Annotated in this window: 22 protein-coding genes; 12 read left to right on the top strand and 10 right to left on the bottom strand. The window is 68.9% G+C overall.

The window, feature by feature from the left end:
- Positions 1-11: 11 nt before the first annotated feature.
- Positions 12-2,381 (bottom strand): LPS assembly protein LptD, encoded by a 2,370-nt coding sequence (locus AC07PT_RS03575; protein WP_492348529.1) that lies wholly within the window; start codon positions 2,379-2,381, stop codon positions 12-14.
- Positions 2,382-2,486: 105 nt separating this feature from the next.
- Between AC07PT_RS03575 and AC07PT_RS03580 the strand changes: the two genes are divergently transcribed.
- Genes AC07PT_RS03580 through AC07PT_RS03600 form a run of 5 tightly spaced genes read left to right on the top strand, consistent with a single transcriptional unit; the run spans position 2,487 to position 6,039 of the window.
- Positions 2,487-3,602 (top strand): aminoglycoside phosphotransferase family protein, encoded by a 1,116-nt coding sequence (locus tag AC07PT_RS03580; protein WP_494655798.1) that lies wholly within the window; start codon positions 2,487-2,489, stop codon positions 3,600-3,602.
- A 2-nt stretch (positions 3,603-3,604) separates the two neighbouring features.
- The gene (locus AC07PT_RS03585) at positions 3,605-4,333 is read left to right on the top strand and encodes a 16S rRNA (uracil(1498)-N(3))-methyltransferase (RefSeq protein WP_492348531.1); all 729 of its coding nucleotides are present in this window, start codon (positions 3,605-3,607) and stop codon (positions 4,331-4,333) included.
- Between the two features lie 8 nt (positions 4,334-4,341).
- On the top strand, positions 4,342-4,839 hold the full coding sequence (locus AC07PT_RS03590; RefSeq protein ID WP_494655799.1) for a hypothetical protein: 498 nt from the start codon (positions 4,342-4,344) through the stop codon (positions 4,837-4,839).
- 48 nt (positions 4,840-4,887) lie between these two features.
- Complete coding sequence (locus tag AC07PT_RS03595; protein ID WP_494655800.1) at positions 4,888-5,853, top strand: hypothetical protein; 966 nt, start codon at positions 4,888-4,890, stop codon at positions 5,851-5,853.
- A gap of 3 nt (positions 5,854-5,856) precedes the next feature.
- On the top strand, positions 5,857-6,039 hold the full coding sequence (locus AC07PT_RS03600; protein WP_494655801.1) for a hypothetical protein: 183 nt from the start codon (positions 5,857-5,859) through the stop codon (positions 6,037-6,039).
- Between the two features lie 15 nt (positions 6,040-6,054).
- Here AC07PT_RS03600 and AC07PT_RS03605 read toward each other — a convergent pair whose 3' ends face one another.
- A complete protein-coding gene (locus tag AC07PT_RS03605; RefSeq protein WP_494655802.1) occupies positions 6,055-7,488 on the bottom strand; it encodes a cytochrome P450 in 1,434 nt (477 codons plus the stop codon).
- Positions 7,489-7,587: 99 nt separating this feature from the next.
- Between AC07PT_RS03605 and AC07PT_RS03610 the strand changes: the two genes are divergently transcribed.
- On the top strand, positions 7,588-8,469 hold the full coding sequence (locus AC07PT_RS03610; RefSeq protein ID WP_492348536.1) for an AraC family transcriptional regulator: 882 nt from the start codon (positions 7,588-7,590) through the stop codon (positions 8,467-8,469).
- Between the two features lie 18 nt (positions 8,470-8,487).
- Here AC07PT_RS03610 and AC07PT_RS03615 read toward each other — a convergent pair whose 3' ends face one another.
- The 3 genes from AC07PT_RS03615 to AC07PT_RS03625 form a co-directional block, all read right to left on the bottom strand.
- Positions 8,488-9,204: a hypothetical protein gene (locus AC07PT_RS03615; protein WP_494655803.1), complete on the bottom strand. Its 717-nt coding sequence runs from the start codon at positions 9,202-9,204 to the stop codon at positions 8,488-8,490.
- A 95-nt stretch (positions 9,205-9,299) separates the two neighbouring features.
- On the bottom strand, positions 9,300-10,994 hold the full coding sequence (locus AC07PT_RS03620; protein ID WP_492348538.1) for a thiamine pyrophosphate-binding protein: 1,695 nt from the start codon (positions 10,992-10,994) through the stop codon (positions 9,300-9,302).
- Between the two features lie 18 nt (positions 10,995-11,012).
- Positions 11,013-11,948: an amino acid ABC transporter substrate-binding protein gene (locus AC07PT_RS03625; protein WP_494655804.1), complete on the bottom strand. Its 936-nt coding sequence runs from the start codon at positions 11,946-11,948 to the stop codon at positions 11,013-11,015.
- Positions 11,949-12,139: 191 nt separating this feature from the next.
- On the opposite strand from AC07PT_RS03625, the gene AC07PT_RS03630 reads away from it, so the two are divergent.
- Together AC07PT_RS03630 and AC07PT_RS03635 are read left to right on the top strand one after the other, a co-directional pair.
- A complete protein-coding gene (locus tag AC07PT_RS03630) occupies positions 12,140-13,039 on the top strand; it encodes a LysR substrate-binding domain-containing protein (protein WP_492348540.1) in 900 nt (299 codons plus the stop codon).
- Between the two features lie 62 nt (positions 13,040-13,101).
- Entirely contained in the window at positions 13,102-14,283 is a 1,182-nt protein-coding gene (locus AC07PT_RS03635; protein WP_494655805.1) for an MFS transporter, read from the top strand.
- On the opposite strand, the gene AC07PT_RS03640 is transcribed toward AC07PT_RS03635, so the two are convergent.
- The 3 genes from AC07PT_RS03640 to AC07PT_RS03650 form a co-directional block, all read right to left on the bottom strand.
- Positions 14,284-15,138: an alpha/beta hydrolase gene (locus AC07PT_RS03640; RefSeq protein ID WP_494655806.1), complete on the bottom strand. Its 855-nt coding sequence runs from the start codon at positions 15,136-15,138 to the stop codon at positions 14,284-14,286.
- A 32-nt stretch (positions 15,139-15,170) separates the two neighbouring features.
- Positions 15,171-16,646 carry a M20 family metallopeptidase gene (locus AC07PT_RS03645; RefSeq protein ID WP_494655807.1) on the bottom strand — a complete coding sequence of 492 codons (1,476 nt, stop codon included), beginning with the start codon at positions 16,644-16,646 and terminating at the stop codon, positions 15,171-15,173.
- A gap of 120 nt (positions 16,647-16,766) precedes the next feature.
- Positions 16,767-17,807, bottom strand: a complete 1,041-nt coding sequence (locus tag AC07PT_RS03650) for a helix-turn-helix domain-containing protein (protein ID WP_494655808.1) — start codon at positions 17,805-17,807, stop codon at positions 16,767-16,769.
- 208 nt (positions 17,808-18,015) lie between these two features.
- Here AC07PT_RS03650 and eat point away from each other — a divergent pair, with 208 nt between their 5' ends.
- The 4 genes from eat to AC07PT_RS03670 are packed head-to-tail and all read left to right on the top strand — an operon-like array spanning position 18,016 to position 22,991.
- Entirely contained in the window at positions 18,016-19,407 is a 1,392-nt protein-coding gene (eat, locus tag AC07PT_RS03655; protein ID WP_492348545.1) for an ethanolamine permease, read from the top strand.
- A gap of 22 nt (positions 19,408-19,429) precedes the next feature.
- Entirely contained in the window at positions 19,430-20,830 is a 1,401-nt protein-coding gene (locus tag AC07PT_RS03660) for an ethanolamine ammonia-lyase subunit EutB (protein ID WP_494655809.1), read from the top strand.
- On the top strand, positions 20,827-21,696 hold the full coding sequence (gene eutC, locus AC07PT_RS03665) for an ethanolamine ammonia-lyase subunit EutC (RefSeq protein WP_494655810.1): 870 nt from the start codon (positions 20,827-20,829) through the stop codon (positions 21,694-21,696). The genes AC07PT_RS03660 and eutC overlap by 4 nt, the downstream gene beginning before the upstream one ends.
- Entirely contained in the window at positions 21,693-22,991 is a 1,299-nt protein-coding gene (locus AC07PT_RS03670) for an HAD family hydrolase (protein ID WP_494655811.1), read from the top strand. The genes eutC and AC07PT_RS03670 overlap by 4 nt, the downstream gene beginning before the upstream one ends.
- Before the next feature lie 6 nt (positions 22,992-22,997).
- On the opposite strand, the gene AC07PT_RS03675 is transcribed toward AC07PT_RS03670, so the two are convergent.
- Positions 22,998-24,458 (bottom strand): methyl-accepting chemotaxis protein, encoded by a 1,461-nt coding sequence (locus AC07PT_RS03675; protein WP_494655812.1) that lies wholly within the window; start codon positions 24,456-24,458, stop codon positions 22,998-23,000.
- A gap of 141 nt (positions 24,459-24,599) precedes the next feature.
- The gene (locus AC07PT_RS03680) at positions 24,600-26,540 is read right to left on the bottom strand and encodes a methyl-accepting chemotaxis protein (protein ID WP_494655813.1); all 1,941 of its coding nucleotides are present in this window, start codon (positions 26,538-26,540) and stop codon (positions 24,600-24,602) included.
- Between the last annotated feature and the right edge of the window lie 89 nt (positions 26,541-26,629).

Here is a 26,629-nt window from a genome sequence, read left to right on the forward strand (position 1 = left end):
TGGCCTGGGCCTTAGTCATAGTTGCTGAAACGGCTTGGCGCCGTGACCTGCTCGCGCAGGTACTGGTAGCGCGGAATGCTTTGCCGCAAGGTCTGCAGGGGGCTGGCCCCGATGCGGGAGAAGCCCACGAATTCGATCTGGAACAGGATGCGGGTGTTGGCCGTCACCAGGGTGGTGTTGAGGCGGTCCAGCACCACGCGGCCGATCCAGCAGTCGGCATCGTACTCAAAGCCTACGATGGCGTCGACCATGCGGGCGTTCATCATGTCGTAGTTCAGGCGCCCCACACCGTACCAGCGGCCCGGGCCCAGGCCACGGCCCGGCCCCTTGTCCACCCCTTTGTCGCCCCACAGGTCGTTCAGCGGCCATTGCCAGCCGATGTCGACCTGCTCGCTGCTGCCCCGCTGGAAGCGGTAGGCGGCATTCACCACGCGGTAGTTGCTGGGGCTGTAACGGGCACTCACGGACGAGGTGTTGGTGACCTTGGTCTCAGGGTTGACCGACACCGTGGTGTCAAACATCCACTGCGGGGTCCAATTGACTGCGGCCCCCAGCAGCAGATCGCTGGCGCGGTTGGTCACCGCCGTGCCGCCCGGCATGGTGACCAGCTGATCACGGAACAACAGGCGCTGCGCGATGCCGAAGCGGGCAATCTCGGCCCCGCTGTCGGGCGCCAGCAGGCGGCTGGTCACACCCAAGGTGAGCTTGTTGCTGTCGGAGATGCGGTCATGGCCACCGAAGGCGTTCTCGGTGTAGATGGTGGCAAAGTTGAAGTCATTGAGCGCGGTGTCGTACACCGGCAGCGTGCTCTGGTTGCGGTAGGGCGTGTACACGTACATGGCCCGCGGCTCCAGCGTCTGGCGGTAGGCCCGCCCGAAGTAGCTGGCGTCACGCTCGAAATACATGCCCCCATCCAGGCTGAAGGTCGGGGCCGACAGGGCGGCCGAGGTGCGGCCATCGCTCAGCGGCGCACTGAAACTGTAGTTGCTGGTGTACAGCTGCAGCTTGGGCGTGAAGAACCAGCCCGGCGCCAGCCAGGGCCGGCTGATCTGGGTCAGGGCATAGCTGCGCTGGGCGTTGGGCTGGCTGGTCAGCGTCGGATCGGCCTGGAACTGGGTGTGGTCGCCCTCGACCATCAGGTCGAAACCCGCCAGGTTGTTCTTGGTGTAGCGCCCCAGAAACTGCGGTGCCCGGTCGTACGGCGGCGTGATCGGCGAGGTCACGTCCTGCAGTGTCTGCCACTTCAGGCGACGGAACTGCGCGAAATACTCGTTGCGGGCCCAGCTCACGGTGAGGTCGTTGGGCAGCAGGCGCTGGGTCAGCGAGGGGATGCTGCGGTTGAAATCGCGCCAGTAGTTGTCGTCGCTCACCCGGTTCAGGTTCACGCCCAGACCCACCCCACCCAGGCCGGGGATGCCGGTGTCCACCTGGCCGGTGTGGTTGATCGCATAGCCCCAGCGCGAGCTGTCGCGCAGCTTGTCGCTGGGCATGTAGTCACCCCACAACTGGCCCCGGTAGCCGTTTTCGAGGTAGCGGAAGTCACCCGCCAGATCCAGCCCGCGCTTGGACATCAGCGTGGGGTAGAAGGTGGCGTCGCGGTTGGGCGCGATGTTCCAGTAATAGGGCTGGGTGTATTCGATGCCGTCGCGCGAGGACACCCCCACCGAGGGCGGCAACCAGCCCGATTTGCGGGCATCGCTGAGGGGAAAGCTCAGTTCCTTGGCGTGCAGCACTGGCTTGCCATAGAACTCAAGCACCCCGTTCTGGGCCGTGCCGATGCTGTCCTCCTGGTCCAGTTTGACGGCATCGGCGCGCAGCAGCCAGGCCGGCATCCAGTCGGGCCCGGGGGTGGGGCGGCAGGTGCTGTACGTGCCGTTGCGCACCACCATGTGGTTCTCGCCCACAAAGTCGATGCGGGCCGCGTCGCCATAGGCCTGGGTGGCCAGAAATTCGTAGTGCGGCTGGGTGAAGAAGCCCTCGAAGGCATCGACCTTGAGCTCGAGTTCGGTGCCCTGGTAGGTGTTGCCAGCCCGGTTGATGAACACATTGCCGCGTGCCCGGGCCTGATCGTCGGGCTGGAAATACTCCAGTCGGTCACCGCGGATCACGGTGTCAGCCCGGCGCAACTCGCCATGGCCTTCCACCACCGTCTGCAACTCGCTCTGGCCGGAGATCTGGTCGCCCGTGATGAAGGTCGGCATCTGGGGGCGCACCAGGGGCGAAATCTTTTCCTGCAGCAGCGGCGACGTCCGCAGCCTGGGCCCGGGGGTGTCGTCGGGCTCGGCCGACTGCGCCCAGGCGCCCTGGCACATCAGGGCCACCAGCAGGGCCACCGGGCTGAGAAGGAAGGGCCGCCGGGCGTGGTTTCTCGGTTCAAGCATCGGTCGGTGCATCCATCGCAGGCATTCAGGGGTCGGGCTCGGGGGGAGAGGCAGGCAGGGTCAGCCCGAATCAGACCGGGCCGGGTTTGTAGAATTCGATTATCCATGACCCAGCCTGTGCCCAACTCCCCCGCCGCCAACACCCCTGCCCCGGTGATCTGGTCTGACCCGGCTCGCGAAGCCGCCTTTCACCAATGGCTGAGTGCCGTGGCCCCGCGCCACGGCCTGATGCCGGCCAGCCTGAGCCTGGCCTCGGTCGATGCCAGCTTCCGCCGCTACCTGCGGGTGCAGGGCAGCGCCGGCCCGCGCATCGTGATGGACGCGCCCCCCGACAAGGAGAACTGCGCACCCTTCGTGCAGGTGGCCGCACTGATGGCCGAAGCCGGCCTGAACGTGCCCCAGGTGCTCGAATGGGACCAGCCCAACGGCTTCATGCTGCTCAGCGACCTGGGCCAGCACACCATGATGAGCGTGTTGGACGCCGCCCAACCCCAGGCCGCCGCGCCGCTGTACGACCAGGCCACCAGCCTGCTGGTGCGCTGGCAGCAGGCCTCGCGCCCCGATGTGCTGCCCGCCTACGACGAAGCCCTGCTGCAGCGCGAGTTGTCGCTGTTCCCCGACTGGTACCTGGCTCAGCACCGTCAGTTTGGCCTGGACGACACCCAACGCGCCATGCTGAGCAAGACCTTCGACACCATCGTGCGGCACAACCTGGCCGCCCCCAAGGTCTATGTGCACCGCGACTTCATGGCGCGCAACCTGATGCTCGGTCTGCCCGATGCCCAGGGCGTGGCCGGTCCGCTGGGCGTGCTCGACTTCCAGGATGCGGTCTACGGCCCCATCACCTACGACATCGCCAGCCTGATGCGTGATGCCTTCCTGACCTGGGAGGAAGACTTCGTGCTCGATGTCACCGTGCGCTACTGGCAAAAGGCCCGCAAGGTCGGCCTGATGGATTTCGAAGACTGGCACAGCGACTTCGGCAGCTTCTACCGCAGCGTGGAATGGATGGGCCTGCAACGCCACCTCAAGGTGGCCGGCATTTTTGCCCGCCTGACCCTGCGCGACGGCAAGCCGCGCTACCTGGCCGATGCGCCGCGCTTCATCCACTACATCCGGTCCACCGCCAGCCGTTATCGTGAACTGGGCCCGCTGCTGCGCTTCATCGACCAGGTGGAAAACCTGCAGGTGCTGACCGGCTTCGCCTACGGGCGGATGTGAGCATGCCGCGCTTCCACTGCCCCAGCGCGCTGCACAGCGGCGCCACCCTGAGCCTGCCGGCCGCCACGGCGCGCCATGTGCAGGTGCTGCGCCTGCAACCCGGCGGGGTCATCACCCTGTTCAACGGCGAAGGCGGCGAATTCGAGGCCACCGTGACGCGCATGGGTCGCTCCGACGTCGAGGTCGAGGTGGGGGCCCACCACGCCATCGAGCGCGAACTGGCCCGGGCGGTGCACCTGGTGGTGGCCATGCCCGCCAACGACCGCATGGACTGGCTGGTCGAGAAAGCCACCGAGCTGGGCGCTGCCAGCCTGACCCCGGTGATGAGTGCCCACAGCGTGCTGCGCCTCAAGGGCGAGCGGGCCGACAAGAAGGTGGCGCACTGGCAGGCCGTGGCCGTGGGCGCCTGCGAGCAATGCGGGCGCAACCGCGTGCCCCTGATCCACCCGGTGACCGAGCTGGCCGACTGGCTGCGCCGCCACCCGGCCCCAGTGGCAGCGCCCGATGACGCCCGCCTGCTGTTGTCGTTGCGCGAGGGCAGCCTGCCGCTGCACCATCGCCTGGCCCGGCAAAGCGGGGCCCTGACCCTGCTGAATGGCCCCGAAGGCGGGCTGCAGGTCGAAGAGGAAGACGCCGCCGTGGCCGCCGGTTTCCTGCCCACCGGCCTGGGTGCGCGCGTGCTGCGCGCCGAAACCGCGCCGCTGGCCGTGCTGGCCCAGGTGGGTGACTGAAAGTGAATGTGCTGTCATTGCAAGACCTGGCCCTGCCCGACCTGAACCTGCCCGCCACACCTGCCACACCCGCCAGCCGCCAGCCCCTCCCAGGCCCCGATCGCGCGGCCGCCGAACCCTGCCTGGGCGACTACTTCCGGCACCCGGAACAAGCCCCCGGCTCGCCCTGGCTGGATCGCAACGAGTCGCCCTCGGCCCTGATCGATGCCCTGCGCGGCCTGTTCCACGGGCCGGCGGGTCTGGTCCGGCTGCGCCTGTGGATGTTCATGACCCTGGCCGAGCACCCCGGCGCGTGGCTCAACCGCACCGAGGTCGACGCCCTGTGGCAGGCCCTGCGCCCCGATGCGCTGGGCACGGCAAAGAGCGTGCTGCAGCGCTTTCGCGACACCGGCCTGCTGGCCTGGGACGACGGCCTGCAGCAGGGCCGGCTCACCCCCCTGGCCCGGCAACTGGCCAGCACGCTGATTCCCCTGGCCGGCGGCGGTGTCACGCCGGCAGGCCACTGAGGCCGGACACAGGCCGGGTTCGCCATTCCCCACTGCAAGGAGCCTTCCATGTCAGGTTTTCACGATGGCAACGAGCTGGACGCCCGGGCCTGGCCCACGGCCCCGACCCCCGAGGTGGATTTCTTCCCGCCCCCACCACCGCCCCCGCCCGAGCCGCCCCTGCTGGGCGTCTACACCGACCCGAACCTGCAGTTCCGCGCCGGGGTGATGCCGGGCACACCCACCCTCCAGGCCATGACCGCCATGGACGGCGTGCTGCAACGCGAGTCCTGGGCGACAGAAGAGGCCCGGCGCCAGGCCGAGCTTGCCAACACCCGTCCCAGCGCCAGCCCCGCCAGCCTGCCGCCCCGCAGCGCCCCCCGGCCCAGGCCAGCCCCCGCCCCGGCAGCCGCGCCCCAACCCCAGGCCTATGACCTGTGCTGCCAAAGCACCCGGCAAGGCCTGCAGGCGCTGCGGGAACAGTTGCAGGATCGGCGCGCCGAGCGCCGCCAGGGGGCCCGCCGCACGGCCCGCCTGGGCGCGGGCCTGTTCGGCCTGGCCGTGGTGTGGATGCTGCTGGCCCCGGCGCTGGCCGGGCTGTTCAGCGGACTGCTGCGCCACCAGGGCGTGCTGCTCATCCTGGGTTGGGTGCTGATGGGACTGGCCGCCGCCTTCGGGCTGCGGGCCCTGTGGCAAGGCCTGCGTCGCAGCCCGGCCGAGCAGGCCACCGCCACCGTGCTGGCCTGCTGGCAGCAAGTGCTGCCCGACAGCGAGGCCCTGCTGGGCACCGATCAGGCGGAGGCCTTGTGCGTGGCGGCACAGTTGCGTGGCGTGCGGCTGCAAGTGCGCTTTTTCAAGTGGCAGGTGCCCGCCCACCGCGTGCACACGCCACCGCCCGGGCAGAACTGCTTTGTGCTCGAATCCGAGCACTGCCGCCTGGGCCTGGCCCCTGCCCCTCAGCACGCCAGCCAAGTGAGCCGCCATCCGCGCGAAAGCATGGCCAACCGCGCCTTTCGCATGCTGGAGGGCGACTGAACCATGAGCCCCGACACGCCGCAAACACCCCACCCAGCGGAAACCGCCACCCCGGCGACTGAACCCGACTGGGACACCCTGCTCGAAAGCCCGGCCAGCCAGGCCCTGCTGGAGCGGCTGATCACCAAGGCTCAGGCCGAGATCGAATCGCTGCCGGCCCCGGACCAGCCCCAGCCGCCCCGCTGAGTTGCCCCGCGCGCATCATCCGCCAGGGTGGCGCACCTGCAACAGCAACTGCACCGGCCCGTCGGGGCGCAGGGTCACATTCATCTTCGGCAAGGCCGCTGGGGCCGGCTCGGGCAGCACCAGGCGAAAGCGCTGCAGCAGCATGGCCGCCACCACGGCCATCTCCAGCAGGGCGAAATGCTGCCCGATGCAGACCCGCGGACCCACACCGAACGGTATCCACGCCCCACGCACCGGTGGCTCGGCCTCGGGCAGAAAGCGCTCGGGGCGAAAGGCCTCGGGCTCGCTGAACCAGCGCGGGTCATGGTGCAGCACCCAGGGCGTGATGCGCAGCACCGCCCCGCGGGGAATCTGCCGGCCGCCCAGCCGGATGTCGCGCACGGTGCGACGGCTCATCAGTGCGGCCACCGGCGGGTACAGGCGCAGGGCCTCCTTCAGGCTGGCGCCCAGCCAGGGCAGGGCAGGCAAGTCTTGTGGGCCGGGCAGGCGGCCTTGCAGCACCTGGTCCACCTCGGTGTGCAGACGTTGCGCCACCTCGGGGTGGCGCGCCAGCAACAGGCTCCACCACAGCAAGGCAGTGGCCGAGGTCTCGTGACCGGCCTGGAAGCTGACCATGCACTGGTCAAACACCTCGGCCGGGCTGAGCGCACTGCCATCGCTTTCGTCGCGCGCCGCCAGCAGGCGGGCCAGCAGGTCATCGTGCCGGTCGGGTTGGGCCTGGCCTCGGCGGGCCTCGATGTGCCGACCGATCAACCCGCGCAGCGTGCGCAGGGCCTGGCGTTTGGCACGCTTGCCCGGCAGCGGCCACCAGTCGGGCAAGGTCATGGGGTGGAACATTTCCCGCATCGCGGTCTCGCTCAGGGTCTGGGTGGCCCGGCTGGCACTTTGCACCTCGTCGGCACTGGCCCGGTGGCTGAACAGGGTGCGCAGGATCACGTCCATGGTCAGGCGTGAGAACAAGGCCTCCATCGCCACCAGGCCCTGGCGCTGGCCCGGGGGCAAGGCCTGCGCCAGGGTTTCTTCTGCGGCTTCGCACATCAGCCCGGCATAGCCGGCCACCCGCTTGGGGCTGAAGGCCGGCATCAGCAGGCGGCGCTGGCGCTGCCAGAGCGAGCCCTCGGTGACCAGCACGCTGCGCCCGAACACCTGCTCGAACACCTCGATGCCGCGCTCCCAGCGGATCAGGTGCTCGGCGTTGTCGACCAGGGCCTCGCGCACCAGCTCGGGGCTGAGCAGGTCGTAGGCACGCTCGTGCACGATGCGCATCAGCGTGAGGTCGCCATGCTCTCGCTGCAACCCGGTGACAAAGCCCAGGTAGTCGCGGCGCAGGGCGCGCAACTGAGGCAGGCCCAGCCAGCGGGTGGACGGCCCCGGGGGATCGGTCGCCCGGCCGCCGCCCCTCGGATCAGGGGAGGGTGTGGGATGGAGAATGGCGTTTTGGCGGTTCATGCCCAGGAGCGTGCGCGCCCTGCCTCCAGGGGTATAGAACAAACTCGACATCGCAGGGCCATTGGCGGCCAGGGAGTGCGGCCGAACTAGACTCTGCCCATGCTGCCAACTGCCTCTTTGCTGGGTGCACCAACCCGCCTGTACCTGCCCAGGGCCTCGCTGGTGGCCTGTGTTCGCGGCACCATGGTTCGCAGCACCCTGGGCCTGGATTGGAGCGATGAACAGCGCTTCAGCCACTTCCCGGCCACGCCTTTGTGCAGTGTGGGATGGATGTTCGAAGGCGACGGCGAGTTGCTGGCTCGGGGCGCACCGGCCGCGCTGACCTCGCCACGACGCCGCTATGAATCACGCCTGATGTTCAGCGGCCCGCAGACGGCCCCCTCGATCACCTGGAGCCCCGGGCCGGCCGCCGGCATGATGCTGATGATCATGCCCGACGCCCTGCAAAGCCTGACCGGCCTGGACGTGGGTGCCTGGGTGGACCGCATCGGGCCCCTGAGCGAGGCCCTGCCCGCCGACTGGGTGGCCATGGCCGAAGCCGTGCTGGCCCTGCCCGATGACGCCGGCCGCGTGGCCTGCGCAGAGGACTTCATCGAGCCCCGCTGGCAGGCCGTGCGCCCGCGATGGCCGCTGCAGGCCCAGCGCTACCAGGACTGGGCCCAGTCGATGGCGCTGCGCGCTGCCACCTCCTCGGTGGGGCGCAGCCTGCGCCAGGTGGAGCGCCGCATCAAGCAATGGGCCGGCCAGCCGATGCGGGAGTTGCGTGGCTTCGGTCGCTCCGAACGCGCCTTCTTCATGGCCCTGGCCGAGGCCGAAGAAGGCCGGCGCCCACGCTGGGCCGAACTGGCTGAGGCGAGCGGCTATGCCGATCAATCGCACCTGTGCCGCGAAACGCGCCGGGTGACCGGCTTTGCCCCCGACGATCTGATGCAGCGCCTGGCCCGCGATGAGGGCTTCTGGAGCTACCGGCTCTGGCAGTGAGCCCTGGGCCCGCCCGCCTCAGGGCATGGGCAGGCAGTGCAAGCGGGCCTCGCGCCGCGCCGCCGTGGCCGGGCCCAGCCCCTGCAGCACCACGCTGTCGAGCTCGGGCAGGTAGACCACGCTGGCCGGCCCGAGGACGGTGTAGCGCGGGCTGTCCTTGAGGTGCTCCTCGAACACCGCCTGCACGCCGCTGAGCACGTGCTCGATCACCAGGCGACGGCGCCCGGTGTAGAGGCGCTCGACTTTTTGCTCGGCCTTGTGCGCCCCCCTTTGCTCACTCTTTTGTCCGGTGCGCACCGTGGCCAGGCGGGTCTGGCCCTCAAAGCTCAGGCGCAGGCGCAAGGCGCCGTCGTGGCTCAGGCACTGGCCTTCCAGGCCACTGAGGCAACGCGGGGGCAGGGCCAGTTCCTCATCGGGCAGGGGGTGCAGTTCGGGCTCTTGCAGGCGCTCAGGCGATTGGGCCTTGAGTCGGGGGCAAGCCCGGCCCCCGGGGTCGCTCTCCAGGGCCCACAAATGCGTCGGGGCCGCGGCTGGGGCCACGCCACCGGCCTGTGCCGCGCTGGCCAGAAAGTACTGCCCTTGATCGCTGCGCCACCAATGCCAGGCGGAGACGCCCGCCCCCAGCGGCTCAGGCCCGGTCATGGCACGCACTGGCCAGGGGCCGCGCACGGCCTCCAGGGCCCACGAAGCAGGAAGGAACAGGCCCAGCAGGGCCAGCGCAAACACGACACGCATCAGGCGATCCGGGGTAAGACAGGCCCCGCAGTTTAGGGCCTGCTGCCAGGGCCTGACGCGCCGGCCCCCTCCTCAGCCCCTTGCCCAAGCCGACGTCAGCGCCGTGCCAGTGCCGCCTCGCGCAGCCCCTGCAGGGTGCCTGCGGGGGTGATGGCCTCGGGGTCGAGCAGGCAGTGCAGGATGGCCGGCAGGCCGCTGGCCCGGGCCCGCGCCAGGGCGGGGGCGAAATCCTCGGTGCGCTCGACCCGCTCGCCATGGCCGCCGAAAGCCTGCGCATAGGCGCGGAAATCGGGGTTCTTCAAGGCGGTGCCACTGACGCGACCCGGGTACTCACGCTCCTGATGCATGCGGATGGTGCCGTACATGGCGTTGTCCAGCAGCACCACGATCAGGGGCAGGCCGTACTGCACCGCCGTGGCGAACTCCTGGCCGTGCATCATGAAGTCGCCGTCGCCGGCAAACACCACCACCTCGCGCTGCGGCCACAGGCGCTTGGCACCCACGCCGGCCGGCAGGCCATAACCCATGGAGCCGCTGGTGGGCGCCAGCTGGCTGGCGAAGTGGCGGAAGGGCCAGAAGCGGTGCACCCAGGTGGCGAAATTGCCTGCGCCGTTGCAGAAGATGCTGTCGGCCGGCAGCGCCTCACGCAGGTGCTGCATCACCGCGCCCATCTGCAACGGGCCAGGGATGCGGATGGGTGCCGGATCGCTCCAGCGCAGGTAATCGGCATGGGCCTCGTCAGCCCGGGCCCGGTCTGGCACGGGCGACGGCAGCGGCAGCTGCGCCAGCGCAGCCGCCAGGGCCTGCGGCGTGGCGTGGATGGCCAGCTCGGGGCGGTACAGGCGGCCCAGCTCGTCGGCATCGGCATGCACATGCACCAGCGGCTGGCCGGGGTTGGGGATGCCGAGCAGCTCATAGCCTTGCGAGGGCACCTCGGACAGGCGCCCCCCCACCAGCACGATCAGATCGGCCTCGCGGATGCGGGCCAATAGGCGCGGGTTGACGCCCAGACCCAGGTCGCCCGCATAGCAGGGGTGTTCGGCACTGAACAGCATCTGGCGCCGGAACGAACAGGCCACGGGCAGCGCGTGGGCCAGGGCAAAGGCCTCGAACTGGCGCGCCGCCTCGGCCGACCAGCGCGAGCCGCCCACGATGGCGATGGGCCGCTGGGCGGCCTGCAGGCGCTGCTGCAGCGTGGCCAGTTCGGCCGGCCCCGGGTGCGTCTCGGGCACGGCAAAGGGCTGGGCATCAGCCACGCTCGCGGCCTGGGTCAGCATGTCTTCGGGCAAGGCCACCACCACCGGGCCGGGCCGGCCCGAGGTGGCCACCTGGAAGGCGCGCGCCACCAGCTCGGGCACCCGGGCCGGGTCGTCGATCTGCACCACCCACTTGCTCATGGTGCCGAACACGGCGGCGTAATCGAGCTCCTGGAAGGCCTCGCGCCCCATCGCGCCGCGCGCCACCTGGCCCACGAAAAGAATCAGGGGCGTGGAGTCCTGGTGCGCGATGTGGATGCCGGCGGCCGCATTGGTGGCCCCCGGCCCCCGCGTGACAAAGCAGATGCCGGGTCGGCCGGTGAGCTTGCCCTGGGCCTCGGCCATCATGGCCGCGCCGCCCTCCTGCCGGCACACGGTCACCGCGATGTCGGCGTCGTGCAAGGCATCGAGCACGGCCAGGTAGCTTTCGCCGGGCACGCAGAAAAGCTGCTGCACCCCGTGGGCCAGCAACTGGTCCACCAGGATCTGGCCCCCGGTGCGGGCGTTCGGGGAAGAAGGAATGGCGTGTGTCATGGTCAGGAGCACCGCCGCTCAGCGCGCGGCGTAACTTTCAAGAGGCAGGTCATTGGGGTTGGCAATGAGTTGGCGCAGGGCCGTGCTCATGGACAGGTTCAGCGGCGTCTGGCGTGGCGGAATCGGCTCCAGGAACCACTTGGCGTACAGGCGATCCAGGTCGCCTGATTTCATCAGGGCCCGGATCGCGCCGTCCACCGCCGCCTTGAAGGCCGGGTCGTCCTTGCGGAACAGCAGGGCGATGGGCTCGGAGCCCAGTGGCTCGCCCACGATGCGCCAGGCCTGGGGCGTCTTGGAATTGGCAATGATGCCGGCCAGCAGGTTGTCATCGAGCACAAAGGCATCGGCCCGGCCCGACTCCAGGATCAGAAAGCTCTCCAGGTGGTCCTTGCCGAGCGAGGTCTTGAGCGTGAGGTTCTGCGCGCGCTCCAGTTTGCGCAGCAACTGGACCGCCGTGGTGCCGGTGGTGGCCGCCACGGTGCGGCCAGCCAGCTGGGCCACCGAGGTGATGCCCGAGTCGGCGCGCACCGCCATGCGCACCTCGCTGACATAGGTGGTCAGGGCGAAGGCCACCTGCTGCTGTCGCGCCAGGTTGTTGGTGGTGGGGCCGCAGCCGATGTCAACCGTGCCGTTGCTCACCAGCGGCAGCGTGTTCTGGGCCGTCAGGGCCATGTACTCCAGCCGGGCCTTGGGCACGATGTCCTTCAACACACGCTCGCACAGCTCGACGTGGTAGCCCACAAAACGCTCGTTGGCCCCCAGCGCATAGGCCATGGGTGGCGAGGCTTCGCGCACCCCCAGCACCACCTTGCCGCTGGTTCGGATCTTGTCCAGCGTGCCCTCAGCCGGTGCGGGGGTCTGGGCCTGCGCCAGCAGGGCGCCAGTGGCCAGCACCAGACTCAAGGACCTGCTCAGGGATCTGGCCAGCCAGGCCGGGAAACCGCTCGATGTCATGGGCGTGCTCCTTTGGGGGTGAGGCCGTCTGACGCGGCCGTTGGGTTACAAAACGTTCAATATCAGCCAAAGACGAGACTTGCGATACCGATAAATCCTCAGCACTTGATTCCCATTGCTCATCAAGTAGCCCCCAAGCCCGGTTTGGCCTGGGTTATCGTGTGGCCTGCCTCATGACGTGAAGACATCACATGCTGCGCCGCAACCTGCTGCCCCCCATCCCCGGCCTGCTGGCCTTTGAAGCCGCGGCGCGCCATGGCAGCATCTCGCGCGCCGCCGCCGAGCTGCACCTGACCCAGGGCGCGGTGTCGCGCCAGATCCACCAGCTGGAGGAGCAACTGGGCCTGGCCCTGTTCCACCGCGTGCGCCAGCGGGTGGTGCTGACCGACCCGGGCCGCATCTATGCCGGCGAGCTGCGCCCTCTGCTGCGCCAGCTCAGCGACACCACCCAGAAGGTGATGGGCTTTGCCGGCGACGGTGGGGTGCTGAACCTGGCCGTGCTGCCCACTTTCGGCACCCGCTGGCTGACCCCGCGGTTGGGCCGCTTCATGGCCCAGCACCCGCAGGCCAGCCTGAACCTGGCCACCCGCACCGAACCCTTTGACTTTGCCAGCGAGCCCTTTGACGCCGCCATCCATTTCGGCGCGCCGCACTGGGCCGGCGCCACCTGCTACCCGCTGATGCGCGAAGAGGTGGTGGCCCTGAGCAGCCCGGCCTACCAACGCGAGCAGGGCCTGCGTCGCGTGGCCGATCTGGCGCGCGCCGTGCGCCTGCAACAGACCACCCGCCCCACACTGTGGGCCGACTGGTTTTCGGCGGCCGGCCACCCGGTGGCCCAGGCGGCGCGCGGGCCGCGCTTCGAACAGTTCTCGATGATTGCCCAGGCCGCCGTGCATGGCCTGGGGGCGGCGCTGCTGCCGCGCTTTCTGGTGCAGGAGGAGATCGACAGCGGCGCCCTGGTGCCCTTGCCAGGCCCGCACCTGCAAGGGCCTGATGCCTACCACCTGGTGGTGCCCGATGCGCGCGCCGAAACCCCGCTGGTCCAGGCCCTGCGCGACTGGCTGCTGGCGGAGTGCGCGGGCAAGCCCTGAGTCTTCTCAAGAGGGCAGCGGGATACGATACGCGGTTTGCCTTTCGCCCCCCGGAGTCGTCCATGAATCGCCACCTGTTGCTGCTGACCCTGTGTCAGGGCCTGTTCCTGACCAACAACGTGGTGTTCATTGCCATCAACGGCCTGGTCGGGCTGAGCCTGGCCCCCGTGAGCTGGATGGCCACCCTGCCGGTGATGGGCTATGTGGTGGGCGGCGCCTTGTCCACCGCCCTGGTGGCCCGCTCACAGACCCGATTCGGGCGTCGGGGCTCGTTCCAGATCGGGCTGGCGGTGGCGTTTGTGTCGGCGCTGACCTGCCTGGTGGCGGCGCTCACCCGGCAGTTCTGGTTGCTGTGCGGGGCCACCCTGGTGGCGGGCTATTACAGCGCCAATGGCCAGTTGTACCGCTTTGCAGCCGCCGAACTGGCCGCCCCCGCGTTCCGCGAAAAAGCGGTGTCGCTGGTGCTGGCCGGCGGACTGATCGGTGCCGTGGCCGGGCCCAACCTGGCCAAGTACACACGCGACCTGGGTGCCGTGCCGTTTGCCGGGGCCTATGCAGCGCTGATGGGGGTGGCCTTGCTGGCCATGGCCTGCATGTCGCTGATCCGCTTTCCTGAAACGGCCCGGCCCGGACAGGGCAGATCGGCCCCGGTCGGGCGACCGCTGGGCGAGATCATGCGTCAGCCCGTGTTTGTGGTGGCGGCCCTGAGCGCGGCACTGGGCTACGGCGTGATGAACCTGCTGATGGCCGCCACCCCGCTGGCCATGCAGGTGTGCAGTCTGGGTTTTGACGATGCAGCCGTGGTGCTGGAGTGGCACGTGGTGGGCATGTTTGCCCCGGGCTTCGTCACCGGCCACCTGATCAAGCGCTATGGGCCTTTGCCGGTGATGGGGGTGGGCGTGCTGCTGAACGCGGCCTGCGTGATGGTGGCCCTGAGCGGAGTGGAGCTGCAGCAGTTCCTGGTGGCGCTGTTCCTGCTCGGCCTGGGCTGGAACCTGCTGTTCACCGGCGCCACCACGCTGGCCATGCGCGCCTACCGGCCCGAAGAAAAAGACCGGGCCCAGGCGGCGATCAATTTCTGTGTGTTCGGCACCATGGCCTTCACGGCCTTTGCCTCGGGTGCTCTGGTGACCACCCAGGGCTGGAGCCTGCTCAACCTGGGCTCGCTGCTGCCGGTGCTGCTGACGGGCCTGGGCCTGGGCTGGCTGGGCTGGCAACAACGGCGCAGCCTGGCCAGGGCCTGATCAGGCCGGCAGTGGCGCGAAGTGCTTGTCGAGCCAGGCCTGCAGGCAGGCCAGCACCGGGGCGGAATCAAGTTCGTTGAAAAGCTCGTGGTAGAGCGCCGGGAACTCAGCGCTTTCGACGTACGAGGGAGCGGCGGCGGCAAAGGCCCGACTGCCTGCGGGCGCCACCAGGCGATCATCGCCCGCGAACATCAGCAGGCTGGGCACGCGCCAGCGCGCCGCCTGGGCCACCACGGCCGGCCCCCCCCGGGCGATGAAGCTGGCCAGGCGCGCCGAGATGCGGTCGTGCACCAGCGGGTCGGCCAGATAGGCACGCACCACCTCGGGGTCGTGCGACAGGTATCGGGGCTGCAGGCCATTGCCCACACGCAGATGGGGCAGCCAGCGCGGCAACACGGCCAGCAGCAGCTTTTGCACCGGGCTGAGGCCGGCATCCAGGGCGGGCGAGGACAGCACCAGGCCATCGACCCGGCTCGCGTAGCGGGCCACGAACTGGGCCGCCACCAAGCCGCCCATGCTGTGGCCCAGCAGGATCAGCGGGGTGTCGCGCGGGTGCCGCACCCGGGTGCTCTCGACCAGATCGGCCAGATCGTCGATCAGCCGGGTGTCGCTGCTGAGGCCGCCGCGCGGGCCACCTGACTCGCCGTGGCCGTACTGGTCATAACCCCGCACCACCAAGCCCCAGCCATTGAGCTGGCGGGCCAGCGCGTCGTACCGGCCGGCGTGCTCACCCAGGCCGTGTACCAGCAGCACCACGGCGCGGGGCACGCGCCCCTCGGCCAGGGGCCAATCCTGCACCGCCAGGTTCTCGCCATCGGAGGCCGTGAAAGTGGACAGGGTCGAATCGGTGCTCATGGCGGGCCTGCGCGCGGATGGCCTGAACCGGCTCAGCCCGCCGCGGGGGCGGGCAGGCTCGCGATCACCTGAGCCACGGCGGCGGTGAGCTTCTTGGCGTAGGGCACATGCAGGAACTCGTTGGGGCCATGCGCGTTGCTCTTGGGGCCCAGCACGCCGCAAACCATCATCTGCGCCTGGGGGAAGCCCGCCGACAGCATGTTCATGAGCGGAATGGTGCCCCCCTGGCCGATGTAGCCGCACGAGGACCCAAAGTGCGCCTGCGAGGCCGAATTCAAGGCCTGTTCGAACCAGGGCGCCGTGTCGGGGGCATTCCAGCCGGTGGCCCCGCCATTGCTTTCGAAGGTGACCTTGGCCTGGTAGGGGGCGTTGTCTTCGAGCAGTTGCTTGAGTTCGGCCACGGCGCGGTCGGCCTGAACCAGGGGCGGCAGGCGCAAGCTGAGCTTGAACGCGGTGTAAGGACGCAGCACATTGCCGGCGTTCTGCAGGGTGGGAAAGCCATCGGCCCCGGTCACGCTCAGGGTCGGGGTCCAGGTGCGGGCCAGCAGGGCCTGCACCGGGTCGGTGGTGGTGGGCAGGGCGAAGGTACTGGCACCGCCACAGTCGTAGTGCGCCCAGGGGAAGCGCTTGTACAGCTCGTCGCCGAGGATGGCGGCGGTGGCCCGGGCCTGGGCCAGGCGTTCGGCGGGCACCTCGCAGTGGAAGCTGGCGGGCAGCAGGCGGCCGGTGGCGCTGTCTTCCAGGCGATCAAGCACCTGGCGCATGATGCGGAAGCTGGAGGGCACCAGGCCCGAGGCATCGCCCGAGTGCACGCCCTCGGTCAGGATCTCGACCTTCAGGGTACCGCTGGCCATGCCGCGCAGGCTGGTGGTGAGCCAGAGCTGGTCGTAATTGCCCGCGCCCGAGTCGAGGCAGATCACCAGGGCCACCTCGCCCAGGCGGGTGCGCAGGGCGTCGATGTAGGGCAGCAGGTCGTACGAGCCGCTTTCTTCGCAGGTCTCGATCAGGCCGACGATGCGGGGGTGGGGCGTGTTCTGGGCCTTCAGGGCCTGCACCGCAGCGATGCTGGCGTACACCGCATAGCCGTCGTCGGCGCCGCCGCGGCCATACAGCTTGCCGTCTTCGTACTTGGGGGTCCAGGGGCCCAGATCGTTGCGCCAGCCGCTGAACTCGGGCTGTTTGTCCAGGTGCCCATACATCAGCACGGTCTGGCTGCTGTGGGCCTGGGTGGCGGCCACCTCGAAGAACAGCACCGGGGTGCGGCCTTCCAGGCGGATGATCTCCAGCGTGAGGCCTTCGACCTTCTGTGCCTCGACCCATTGCGCGGCATTGCGCAGCACGGTGTCGAGCAGGCCTTGCTGGGCCCAGTCGGCGGCAAAGGCCGGCGACTTGGCGGGAATGGCGATGTAGTCGGTGATCTGGCGCACCAGATCGCTGTCCCAACGCTGGCTGACCTCGGCCAGGGCCTGCTCGGGCTGGAAGACGGAAGAAGGAACACGGGCGTTCATGGGGCTCTCCTGGTTGCACGGTGCGCACGGCGCGAAGCCCGCGGCATGAGGCCGGGACCAGCACAGCGCCTTGATTTTGCCTCAGACCCAGCCGCCCCGCCGGGGCTTAGCTCAGGGCACTCAGCACGCCGCGCCGCGGCGCCGGGTTTCAGAGGGGAGCTCGCCGAACAAGGCCTTGTAGTCCTGCGAGAAGTGGCCCATGTGTGAAAACCCCCAGCAGGCCGCCACGGTCTGCACCGAGGCGTCGGCCGGCCCGGCCCGCAAGGCGCGCCGGCAGGCATTGAGGCGCACGGCCTTGAGGAACTCGGCCGGCGATTCGCCGAGCACGGCCTGGAAATGGTTTTGCAGCGTGCGCCGCGTCAGGTGCAGGCGCTGGCACAGCTCGTCCACGCCCAGGGCCTCGTGGCTGGGTTGCCGGGCCAGCTCGCGGGCGGCCATCACCAGGGCAAAGCGCCGCTGGGCTGCCGCTGGCCGGGGCGCGGCGCCCTCGGCCCCCGGACCAGCGCACAGCAGATGCAGCAACTGCTCAAGCCCGGCCTGCAGGGCCAGTCGGCCCCAGGGCAGGTCGACCTCGCCCGCCTGTCCGAGCTGCAGCAGTTGCTCAAAGGTCTGGCACAGGGCGGCATGCCGCTCTTCGCTCAGGGCGATGGCCTGGGCCGGGTGGGCCAGCCCCCGGGCCGCAGGGCCCAGACCGGCGGCCTCGGCCTGGGCTTGCAGCCAGTCCTGGTCGAGCACCACGCCATAGATGCCGAAATCGGGCGGGGTGCGCAGCTCGAAGCCCTCGCTGGCCCGCGCCCGCAACAAGGCACGCCCCTGGTCGGTGCGCTGGGCCTGCCCACAAAAGTGCAGGGGCTGCCGGCAATGGCGGTCGGCCAGGCCAAACCACACCGAGCCGGACCAGGGCGCGCATTGCTGGCTGGTCTGCCGCGAGGTGTGCTCATGGAACACCTGCAACCGCGGGCCATCCACCCACAGCTCACGCACCCGGCCCGAGAAACGCCCGCCCGAAAGCTGGTCGTACTGCTGCTGCCAGGCCGAAAGGAGGCCGGCGTGCTCGTCCACGTCGTCGCTGGTGCGCACGCGGTACTGCGGCAGGCCCATCGGCCCGCGGGTGGCCGGCGGCGAAAAGGCACGACCGGTAGAGGCCGAAGCAGGGAGCATGGGCAGTCGAACAGCAAAAAGTGATGGGGCCTCCAGTGCAGCAAGAAAAATGCCCGCGGGCAAGCTGCAGTGCAGCACCGGCGCGGGGCGGCACTGTCCCGAATCGGAAAAAATGCGCGCCGCTCCGGGCGGTTTTCCGATTCGGGATAGGACGCTGGCGTCGTCTTTGCTGCAATGGCAGGCAACGACCACCCACCGAGGCCCCACCATGAAACCAGCCGCTGCCGCCCCCACCGCCCACTTGAAAAAAGTGCTCGGCACCTTCCAGCTTTGGGGCATTGCCGTGGGCCTGGTGATCTCGGGCGAATATTTCGGCTGGAGCTACGGCTGGGCCAGCGCCGGTACGCTGGGCTTTCTGGTGGCCACGCTGCTGGTGGCCACCATGTACACCACCTTCATCTTCAGCTTCACCGAGCTGTCCACCGCCATCCCGCACGCGGGTGGCCCCTTTGCCTATGCGCGCCGAGCCTTCGGACCGCTGGGCGGCTTTGTGGCCGGCTTTGCGACCCTGATCGAGTTCGTGTTCGCGCCACCCGCCATTGCGCTGGCGATCGGGGCCTACCTGAACGTGCAGTTTCCGGCCATCGACCCGAAGTGGATTGCGCTGGGCGCCTATGTGGTGTTCATCGCCCTGAACTGGGTGGGGGTGGGCATTGCGGCGGCCTTCGAACTGGTGGTGACGCTGCTGGCCATCTTCGAGCTGCTGGTGTTCATGGGCGTGGTGAGCCCAGGCTGGTCCTGGGCCCAGTTTGCCGCGCTGGGCTGGGCCGGCTCGGACGTGCTCAACGGCACCGCCGTGGCGGGCATCTTTGCCTCGATCCCGTTTGCGATCTGGTTCTTCCTGGCCATCGAGGGTGCGGCCATGGCGGCCGAAGAGGCACGCGACCCGCAGCGCACCATTCCGCGCGCCTACATCGCGGGCATCCTGACCCTGGTGAGCCTGGCCTTCGGGGTCATGATCATGGCCGGCGGGGTGGGCGACTGGCGCAGCCTGGCCAACATCAACGACCCGCTGCCCCAGGCCATGAAGGCCGTGCTGGGAGCCCACAGCGGCTGGCTGCACATGATGGTGTGGATCGGCCTGTTCGGGCTGGTGGCCTCGTTCCATGGCATTTTGATGGGTTACTCGCGCCAGATCTTCGCCCTGGCCCGCGCCGGTTACCTGCCGCGCACCTTCGCGGTGCTCAGCCCGCGCTTCCAGACCCCGCACCGGGCCTTGCTGGCCGGAGGCGCCGTGGGCGTGGCCGCGATCTTCAGCGACAACTGGATCGAGTTCGGCGGCCAGACCCTGACGGCCAACATCGTCACCATGTCGGTGTTCGGCGCCATCGTGATGTACATCCTCTCGATGGCCGCCCTGCTGCGCCTGCGCCGCACCGAGCCCGACATGCCACGCAGCTACCGCGCACCGTTCTACCCCTGGTTCCCGCTGCTGGCATTGGGCCTGGGCCTGATCTGCCTGGGCGCCATGGTGTGGTTCAACCCGGTGCTGGCCGGCCTGTTTGCCGCCCTGATGGGCCTGGCCTGGCTGTATTACATGGCCACCGCCCAGCACCGCGCCGACGCGGCCCCCGACGCCCTGCTGGACACCGGCCGCTGAGCCACCTGCCGGAGCCATTGCCATGCGCTACCACACCACCCTGGGCGGCCAGGGCTTCTTTTTCGAGGACCTGCGCCAGGTGATGGCCATGGCCAGCCCGGCACGCTCTGGCGACTACCTGGCCGGCCTGGGTGCCGCCACCGCGCAGCAACGCATGGCCGCCCGCCATGTGCTGGCCGAACTGCCGCTGACGGTGTTCCTCAGCGAAGCCCTGGTGCCCTATGAAAGCGACAACATCACGCGGCTGATCATGGACCAGCACGATGCCCGGGCTTTCGCGCCGGTGGCCCACCTGACGGTGGGCGACTTCCGCAACTGGCTGCTGGGCCCGGCTGCCGACACCGCCACACTCAGCGCACTGGCGCCCGGCCTGACACCGGAGATGGTGGCCGCGGTGAGCAAGCTCATGCGCAACCAGGACCTGATCGCGGTGGCGCGAAAGACCCGGGTGGTGACGCACTTTCGCAACACGCTGGGCCTGCCGGGCCGGCTGGCCGTGCGGCTGCAACCCAACCACCCGACCGACGACCTGCGCGGGGTGGCCGCCTCGGTGCTGGACGGGCTGATGATGGGTGCGGGCGATGCGGTGATCGGCATCAACCCGGTGTCGGACAGCCTGCCCACGCTGGCCCGGCTGTGCCATGGCTTTGACGAGCTGATCCAGCGCCTGGCGATCCCCACGCAGGCCTGTGTGCTGACCCATGTGACGAACACGCTGCAGCTGATCGAGGGTGGGGTGCCGGTGGACCTGGTGTTCCAGTCGATCGGCGGGACCGAGCTGACCAACCGCAGCTTCGGCGTGAGCCCCGAACTGCTGGACGAGGCCTGCGCCGCTGCCCGCTCGCTGCAACGCGGGACGCTGGGCCAGAACGTGATGTATTTCGAGACCGGCCAGGGCAGCGCCCTGTCGGCCAATGCCCATGGCGGGGTGGACCAGCAGACTTGCGAGGCCCGCGCCTATGCGCTGGCGCGGCGCTACCAGCCCTTGCTGGTGAACACGGTGGTGGGCTTCATCGGGCCCGAGTACCTGTACGACGGCAAGCAGATCATCCGCGCGGGCCTGGAGGATCACTTCTGCGGCAAGCTGCTGGGCCTGCCCATGGGTTGCGACATCTGCTACACCAACCATGCCGAAGCCGACCAGGACGACATGGACACGCTGAGCGTGTTGCTGGCCAGCGCCGGGCTGAACTTTCTGATCGGAGTGCCCGGGGCGGACGATGTGATGCTCAACTACCAGAGCACCTCGTTCCACGATGCGCTGTTCCTGCGCGAGACCCTGGGCCTGCGGCGGGCCCCCGAATTCGAAGCCTGGCTGCAAGCCCAGCAGATCACCGACGCGGCCGGGCAGTTGCTGAACCCGGCCCAGGGCCATCCCTTGCTGAGCCACTTGGGCAGCCTGGGCCTGGAGGGCGGCGCATGACCCCCCCGGCACAAGCCCCCATGGATCCTACGGCACCGGATCAGTCCGAGGGCGTGACCCCCATGCCCTGGACCGCCTGGCGCCGCAGCACACCGGCGCGCATCGCGCTGGGCCGGGCGGGGGTGGCCATCCCGACCGACGAGACCCTGCGCTTCGGCCTGGCCCACGCCATGGCGCGCGACGCCATCCACACACCACTGGACACCCACGCCCTGCAGACCGCCCTGGAGCAAGCCGGCCACGCCGTGCTGCAGGTGCGCAGCCAGGCCGGCGACCGAACCCAATACCTGCGCCGCCCCGATCTGGGCCGCCGCCTGGACCCGGCCGACGCACAGCGCCTGCGTGCCCTGGCCGTCACCGGGGGCCCGCCGCCCGAGGTGTGCGTGGTGGTGGGCGATGGCCTGTCTTCGCTGGCGGTGCAGCGCCATGCCGCCCCGTTGCTGGCGGCCTTGCTGCCGCACCTGGCGCCGGGCTGGCGCCTGGCGCCGGTGGTGCTGGTGCAACAGGCCCGGGTGGCCGTGGCCGACGAGGTGGGCGAGGCCCTGGGTGCCCGCCTGAGCGTGATCCTGATCGGCGAACGCCCCGGCCTGAGCTCGCCCGACAGCCTGGGCATCTACCTGACCCATGGGCCCCGGGTGGGCCGCCACGACGCCCAGCGCAACTGCATTTCCAACGTGCGCCCAGAGGGCCTGGCCTACCCGCAGGCCGCGCACAAGCTGGCCTGGCTGATCCGCCAGGCGCTGCAGCGCGGCTTGAGCGGCGTGGACTTGAAGGACGAGAGCGAGGCCGAGGCCTGGCTGCCCGGCACCACGCCGCCCACCGATTCACTTGTCAGCGTTCCCCCCTCATCCCAGGAGAAAACATGAAGACCCCTGCCTTGCTCCGCCTCGCCCCCCTGACTCTGGCCCTGAGCCTGCTGGCCGCCCTGGCCAGCACCGGCTGCAGCAGCCCCCCGACCGCCGTCCAGGCCGCCGCCCAGACCCTGGCCCCCGGACAGTGGGAGAGCTTCAACCGCCAGCAGATCAACGATTTGATCGCGCGCCTGGGCAAGACCAGCGCCGGCTACAACCCGGCCAAGCCGCCCTATGTGGTGTTCGACTGGGACAACACCAGCGTGTTCCTGGACATCGAAGAGGCCGCGCTGATCTACCAGCTCGAAAACCTGCGCTTTGGCGCCAGCCCCGAGCAGCTGGAAGTGGCCTTGCGCCGAAACATCCCGGCCACCCCCTTCAAACCCGCCAACAACAACGCGGCGGGTCAGTTGGTGAGCATTGAGACCATCGTGCCGGACATCCTGGACAGCTACCGCTGGCTGTACACCCACTACAGCGGACTGAAGGGCCAGCAGCCCCTGGCTGAAGTGAAGCGCAGCCCGCACTACCAGGCCTTCCTGACCAAGGTGCGCTACCTGTACGAGGCCATCGGCGACACCTTCGACCACGACACCGCCTACCCCTGGGTGACCTATCTGTTTGCCGGCATGACCGAGGCCCAGGTGCGCCAGCTGACAGTGGACACCGTGCAGTGGCAGCAGACCCAGCCGGTCGAGAAGGTGAAGTGGAGCACCCCGGCCGAGCTGCCGGGCCGCGCCGGGCTGGTGTCGGTGAGCTGGAAGAACGGCCTGCGCCTGGTGCCCGAAATGCAAGACCTGTACGGGCGCTTCAAGGCCGCCGGCTTTGACGTGTGGGTGTGCTCGGCCTCCTTTGTGGACGTGATCAAGGAGATCTCGTCCAACCCGGCCTTCGGCTACCAGGTGAAGGAAGGCCATGTGCTGGCCATGGAGCTGGAGCGTGACGCCCAGGGTCGCATCCTGCCCGATTACCGCCATGGCTATGACCAGACCCAGGGCCCGGGCAAGACGCGCAGCATCCAGCGCTTTCTGGTCAGCCGCTACGGCTACGGGCCCGCGTTCATCGCGGGCGACAGCGAGGGCGACCAAAACATGATGGCCGACTTCAGCGAGACCCAGAAGGTGCTGATCGTGAACCGCCTGCGCGCCCCCAAGAGCGCCATCGGCCAGTTCTCGGCGATGGCGGTGCAGAACTACGGCAAGCCCGACACACGCTACCTGCTGCAGGGCCGCGACGACAACACCGGCCGCTTCGTGCCCAGCCAGTTGCACACCCCGCTGGGGGCGACGGTCGCCAAGGCGCTGAAGTAACGCCGATCAGCGCCCGAGCAGCGGCTGAGAGGATTGGAAAATGACCACCGCCTGCGCCAGCCGCTCCGCCTGATCGGTGAGGCTGGCGGCGGCCGCGGCCGACTGCTCGACCAGCGCGGCATTCTGCTGGGTCATCTGATCGAGCCCACCCACGGCGGTGTGCACCTGGCTCAAGCCCTGGGACTGTTCACCGGCCACCAACGAGATGTCGGCAATGATGTGCTTGACGCGCTGCACCGAGGCCATGATGTCGTCCATGGTGCGGCCCGCGACATGCACCTGCTGGGTACCGGCCTCGACTTTCTCGGCCGATTGACTGATCAGCGATTTGATCTCACGGGCGGCCTCGGCGCTGCGCTTGGCCAGGTTGCGCACCTCGCTGGCCACCACCGCGAAGCCGCGGCCCTGCTCGCCGGCCCGTGCCGCCTCGACCGCGGCATTGAGTGCGAGCAGATTGGTTTGAAACGCAATGCTGTCGATCACGCCCGTGATGTCGGCGATTCGGCTGGAACTGGCGTGGATCGCCTCCATCGTGCTGACCAGACGGCGTACCGCCTCGCCGCCACGCTCGGCCACCTGGGCGGCGGAACCCGACAGGTCGTTGGCCTGCCGCGCTGACTCGGCCGAGTGCTGCACCGTGACGGTCAGCTCCCCAAGGCTGGAAGCAGCCTGAGCCAGGTGGCTGGCCGTCTGCTCGGTGCGGTGGCTGAGATCGAGGTTGCCAATCGAGATCTCCCGGCTGGCCGCCTCGATGCTGCTGGTTGACGCATGCACCTGGGAGACCGCGTTGTGCACACGCTGCAGTGCCTGTTGCAAGACCTGGGCGGCCGGGGTTTGGAAGACCAGACCGGAGACATCGAGTCGAAGCCGGTCGCCGTCCCGGACCTGCGCCACCAGCCGGGCCAGTTCGGCCCCCTCCAGGCCGGCACGGCGCATGGCCACCGCGAACACCACCTCGAGAGAGGTCTGGATCACCACGTAGACGGCATGCAGCACGACACGGGCGAAATCGGGCTGGGTCACGCAGTAGACGCCGAAACCCGCCGCCTGCAGACGGTCAAAGAGCACGTGATGCACGGCAAAGAGCAACGCCGCCAGAACGATGGGGCGCCAGTCGCGGTACACCAGCAACAGCGCCAGCGTCACAAACACTCCGAAGTGGTATTCGACCTGCCCCTGGGCCAGTTGGATGTGCAACATGACCAGCGCGGCCAACCCGACGGTGAGCAGCAAGCGCGACAACAGGGTGGCCGGGGCCAGGGCCGACCCCATGACACCCACCAGCAACAAGGGCAGGGCCACGCTCAGTGCCAGCCACAGCGTGCCATGGGCCCAGCCCAGCACCAGCGCAGCCACCGCGCTCAAGGCCATGGCCGCCAGGATCATGCGGTCCGGCCAGCGTGGCTGGGCGCCACTGGAGGGGTCGATTCGACGGAGATCAGCGGACCGTTCGAGTTCGTTGCTCATGGAAACAACCTTTGAGGACGTTTGTGAATGTGACCGAATGGATCACATTGTGACTATTTAGTCTCGAACGGTGGTGATAAGCCGCCCAACGGTTGTTGGCTTGTCAACGGTGCCAGGGTTTGCCCCCAGGCAGGCTGGGGCTCACCCCAGATGGAAGGCCTGGATGGCCTCGGACAGGCGCGTGGCCTGGTCGCGCAGGCTGGCGGCGGCGGCGGCCGACTGCTCCACCAAGGCCGCGTTCTGCTGGGTCATCTGATCGAGCTGGTTGACCGCCCCATTGACCTGGCCGATGCCGTTGGACTGCTCGACCGCGGCCGACGAGATCTCGCCCACGATGTCGCCGACCCGGTGCACCGAACTGACGATGTCGCTCATGGTGGTGCCGGCGCTGCCGACCAGTTGGGCCCCGGATTCGACGGCCTCGACCGAGTTGCCGATCAGGGACTTGATCTCGCGCGCAGCCTGGGCGCTGCGCTGGGCCAGGGTGCGCACCTCGCCGGCCACCACCGCAAAGCCCCGCCCCTGCTCACCGGCGCGCGCGGCCTCGACCGCGGCATTGAGCGCCAGGATGTTGGTCTGGAAAGCGATGCCGTCGATGACGCCGATGATGTCGGCGATCTTGCGCGAGCTGTGGTGGATGGCGTCCATGGTCTTGACCACCTCGCCCACCACCGCACCGCCTCGGGCCGCCACCTCGGCGGCGGAGGCCGCCAGTTGGTTAGCCTGGCGGGCGGCATCGGTGGAGTGTTGTACGGTGGCGGTGATCTGCTCCATGCTCTGCGCGGTCGACTGCAGGCTGCTGGCCGTCTGCTCGGTGCGCATGCTCAGGTCCTGGTTGCCGTTGGCAATCTCGACGCTGGCGTTGGTGATGCCCTCGACGGCCGAGCGCACCTGCAGCAACAGGCGCAGATAGAGCTGGCGCATGGCGTCGACCTCGCGCACCAGGGCGCCGATCTCGTCCTGCCGCTCACTGCTGAAACTGCGGGTCAACTCGCCCTGCGCCACAGTGGTGACCGCCGCCGTGAGTTCGCGCAGGGGCTGGCTGACACGCCGGCGCAGCAGCCAGAACAGGCCGCCCCCCAGCCCCAGCACGGCCAGGGCGATCACGCCCCAAACCCAGCCCATGGTGGCACGGTGACCCGCCATGGCCTCGCGATCGGAGACCTCGGCCACCACCCACCAACCGTGGGTCTTGACGATCTGGCGCACAGCCCACGGGTTGACCAGATCAACACCGCGCAGCGGAACCGCATCGTCGAGCACCACCTCACTGCTGTCGGCCTGGCGCAGCCGATCCAGAAAGGAGCCCGCCTGGGCCACCACTTCGAGCACCCGCTTGCCCGAGGCCTGGGGATGTGCCAGGAAGCGGGCCTCCTCGCTCGCCTTGCCCGGGTCAATCACGTAAATGCCACCGCTGTCGAAGAAGCGGGTTTCCTGGGCCTGTTTGAACACCGCGTCCTCGAAGATCGAGATGTCATTGCCCACGAACAGGGCGCCCACCACCTTGCCGGCGTCGTCCTTGACCGGCTCGTAGTGCGTCATGTAGGGCTTGCCGAACAGCACGGCACGGCCGGTGTAGGACTGACCGGACTGCAGACGGGCATAGGCCGGGTGCTTGCGGTCCAGCAAGGTCCCCATGGCACGTTCTCCGTCGGGCTTTTTCAGCGAGGTGGTGATGCGCAGGAAGTCATCCCCCTTGCGCGCAAAGACGGTGGCCACCCCCCCGGTGTCCTTGGTGAACTTGTCGACCTGACTGAAGTCGTTGTTAAGCGCAATCCCGTAGCTCTGCAGTTCACCGTTCTCCTCATTGAGGCTCATGGTGGGCTGGAAAGCCAGCTTGAAGGACTTGAAGGAGCGGCGCACCAGTTCGCGGGCGGTGGCGTCTTGCGACTCCAGCACCTGCACCACGTTGTCGGCCTTGTCGGCCGCCAGAGCCTGCACCTGCTGGCGGGCCGTGCGTGCGGTGATGGTGCTGATGGCCAGACTGGCCGCCACCAGCACCCCGGTCAACATGACAATCGCCAGCAAGGAGACCTCGCGGGCCACGGATCGTTGAGCGCTGGAAGACGTGAGTTTGGCCATGGGGATTCCCTGTTCCAGGTCAGTGGGCTGATGCGAAGTCTGTTACCCGGTCGAAGCATTCTGAAACACCGGAACCAACCCAGACACTG

The sequence above is a fragment of the Curvibacter sp. GW821-FHT09D12 genome (assembly GCF_059416245.1).

Coding starts and splice junctions, on each gene's coding strand:
- AC07PT_RS03610 (WP_492348536.1), top strand. CDS start 7,588: ATGCTGCCAACTGCCTCTTTGCTGGGTGCACCAACCCGCCTGTACCTG.
- AC07PT_RS03645 (WP_494655807.1), bottom strand. CDS start 16,646: ATGAACGCCCGTGTTCCTTCTTCCGTCTTCCAGCCCGAGCAGGCCCTG.
- AC07PT_RS03580 (WP_494655798.1), top strand. CDS start 2,487: ATGACCCAGCCTGTGCCCAACTCCCCCGCCGCCAACACCCCTGCCCCG.
- AC07PT_RS03675 (WP_494655812.1), bottom strand. CDS start 24,458: ATGAGCAACGAACTCGAACGGTCCGCTGATCTCCGTCGAATCGACCCC.
- AC07PT_RS03600 (WP_494655801.1), top strand. CDS start 5,857: ATGAGCCCCGACACGCCGCAAACACCCCACCCAGCGGAAACCGCCACC.
- AC07PT_RS03615 (WP_494655803.1), bottom strand. CDS start 9,204: ATGCGTGTCGTGTTTGCGCTGGCCCTGCTGGGCCTGTTCCTTCCTGCT.
- AC07PT_RS03625 (WP_494655804.1), bottom strand. CDS start 11,948: ATGACATCGAGCGGTTTCCCGGCCTGGCTGGCCAGATCCCTGAGCAGG.
- AC07PT_RS03650 (WP_494655808.1), bottom strand. CDS start 17,807: ATGCTCCCTGCTTCGGCCTCTACCGGTCGTGCCTTTTCGCCGCCGGCC.
- AC07PT_RS03605 (WP_494655802.1), bottom strand. CDS start 7,488: ATGAACCGCCAAAACGCCATTCTCCATCCCACACCCTCCCCTGATCCG.
- AC07PT_RS03595 (WP_494655800.1), top strand. CDS start 4,888: ATGTCAGGTTTTCACGATGGCAACGAGCTGGACGCCCGGGCCTGGCCC.
- eutC (WP_494655810.1), top strand. CDS start 20,827: ATGACCCCCCCGGCACAAGCCCCCATGGATCCTACGGCACCGGATCAG.
- AC07PT_RS03660 (WP_494655809.1), top strand. CDS start 19,430: ATGCGCTACCACACCACCCTGGGCGGCCAGGGCTTCTTTTTCGAGGAC.
- eat (WP_492348545.1), top strand. CDS start 18,016: ATGAAACCAGCCGCTGCCGCCCCCACCGCCCACTTGAAAAAAGTGCTC.
- AC07PT_RS03630 (WP_492348540.1), top strand. CDS start 12,140: ATGCTGCGCCGCAACCTGCTGCCCCCCATCCCCGGCCTGCTGGCCTTT.
- AC07PT_RS03585 (WP_492348531.1), top strand. CDS start 3,605: ATGCCGCGCTTCCACTGCCCCAGCGCGCTGCACAGCGGCGCCACCCTG.
- AC07PT_RS03640 (WP_494655806.1), bottom strand. CDS start 15,138: ATGAGCACCGATTCGACCCTGTCCACTTTCACGGCCTCCGATGGCGAG.
- AC07PT_RS03670 (WP_494655811.1), top strand. CDS start 21,693: ATGAAGACCCCTGCCTTGCTCCGCCTCGCCCCCCTGACTCTGGCCCTG.
- AC07PT_RS03635 (WP_494655805.1), top strand. CDS start 13,102: ATGAATCGCCACCTGTTGCTGCTGACCCTGTGTCAGGGCCTGTTCCTG.
- AC07PT_RS03575 (WP_492348529.1), bottom strand. CDS start 2,381: ATGCTTGAACCGAGAAACCACGCCCGGCGGCCCTTCCTTCTCAGCCCG.
- AC07PT_RS03680 (WP_494655813.1), bottom strand. CDS start 26,540: ATGGCCAAACTCACGTCTTCCAGCGCTCAACGATCCGTGGCCCGCGAG.
- AC07PT_RS03620 (WP_492348538.1), bottom strand. CDS start 10,994: ATGACACACGCCATTCCTTCTTCCCCGAACGCCCGCACCGGGGGCCAG.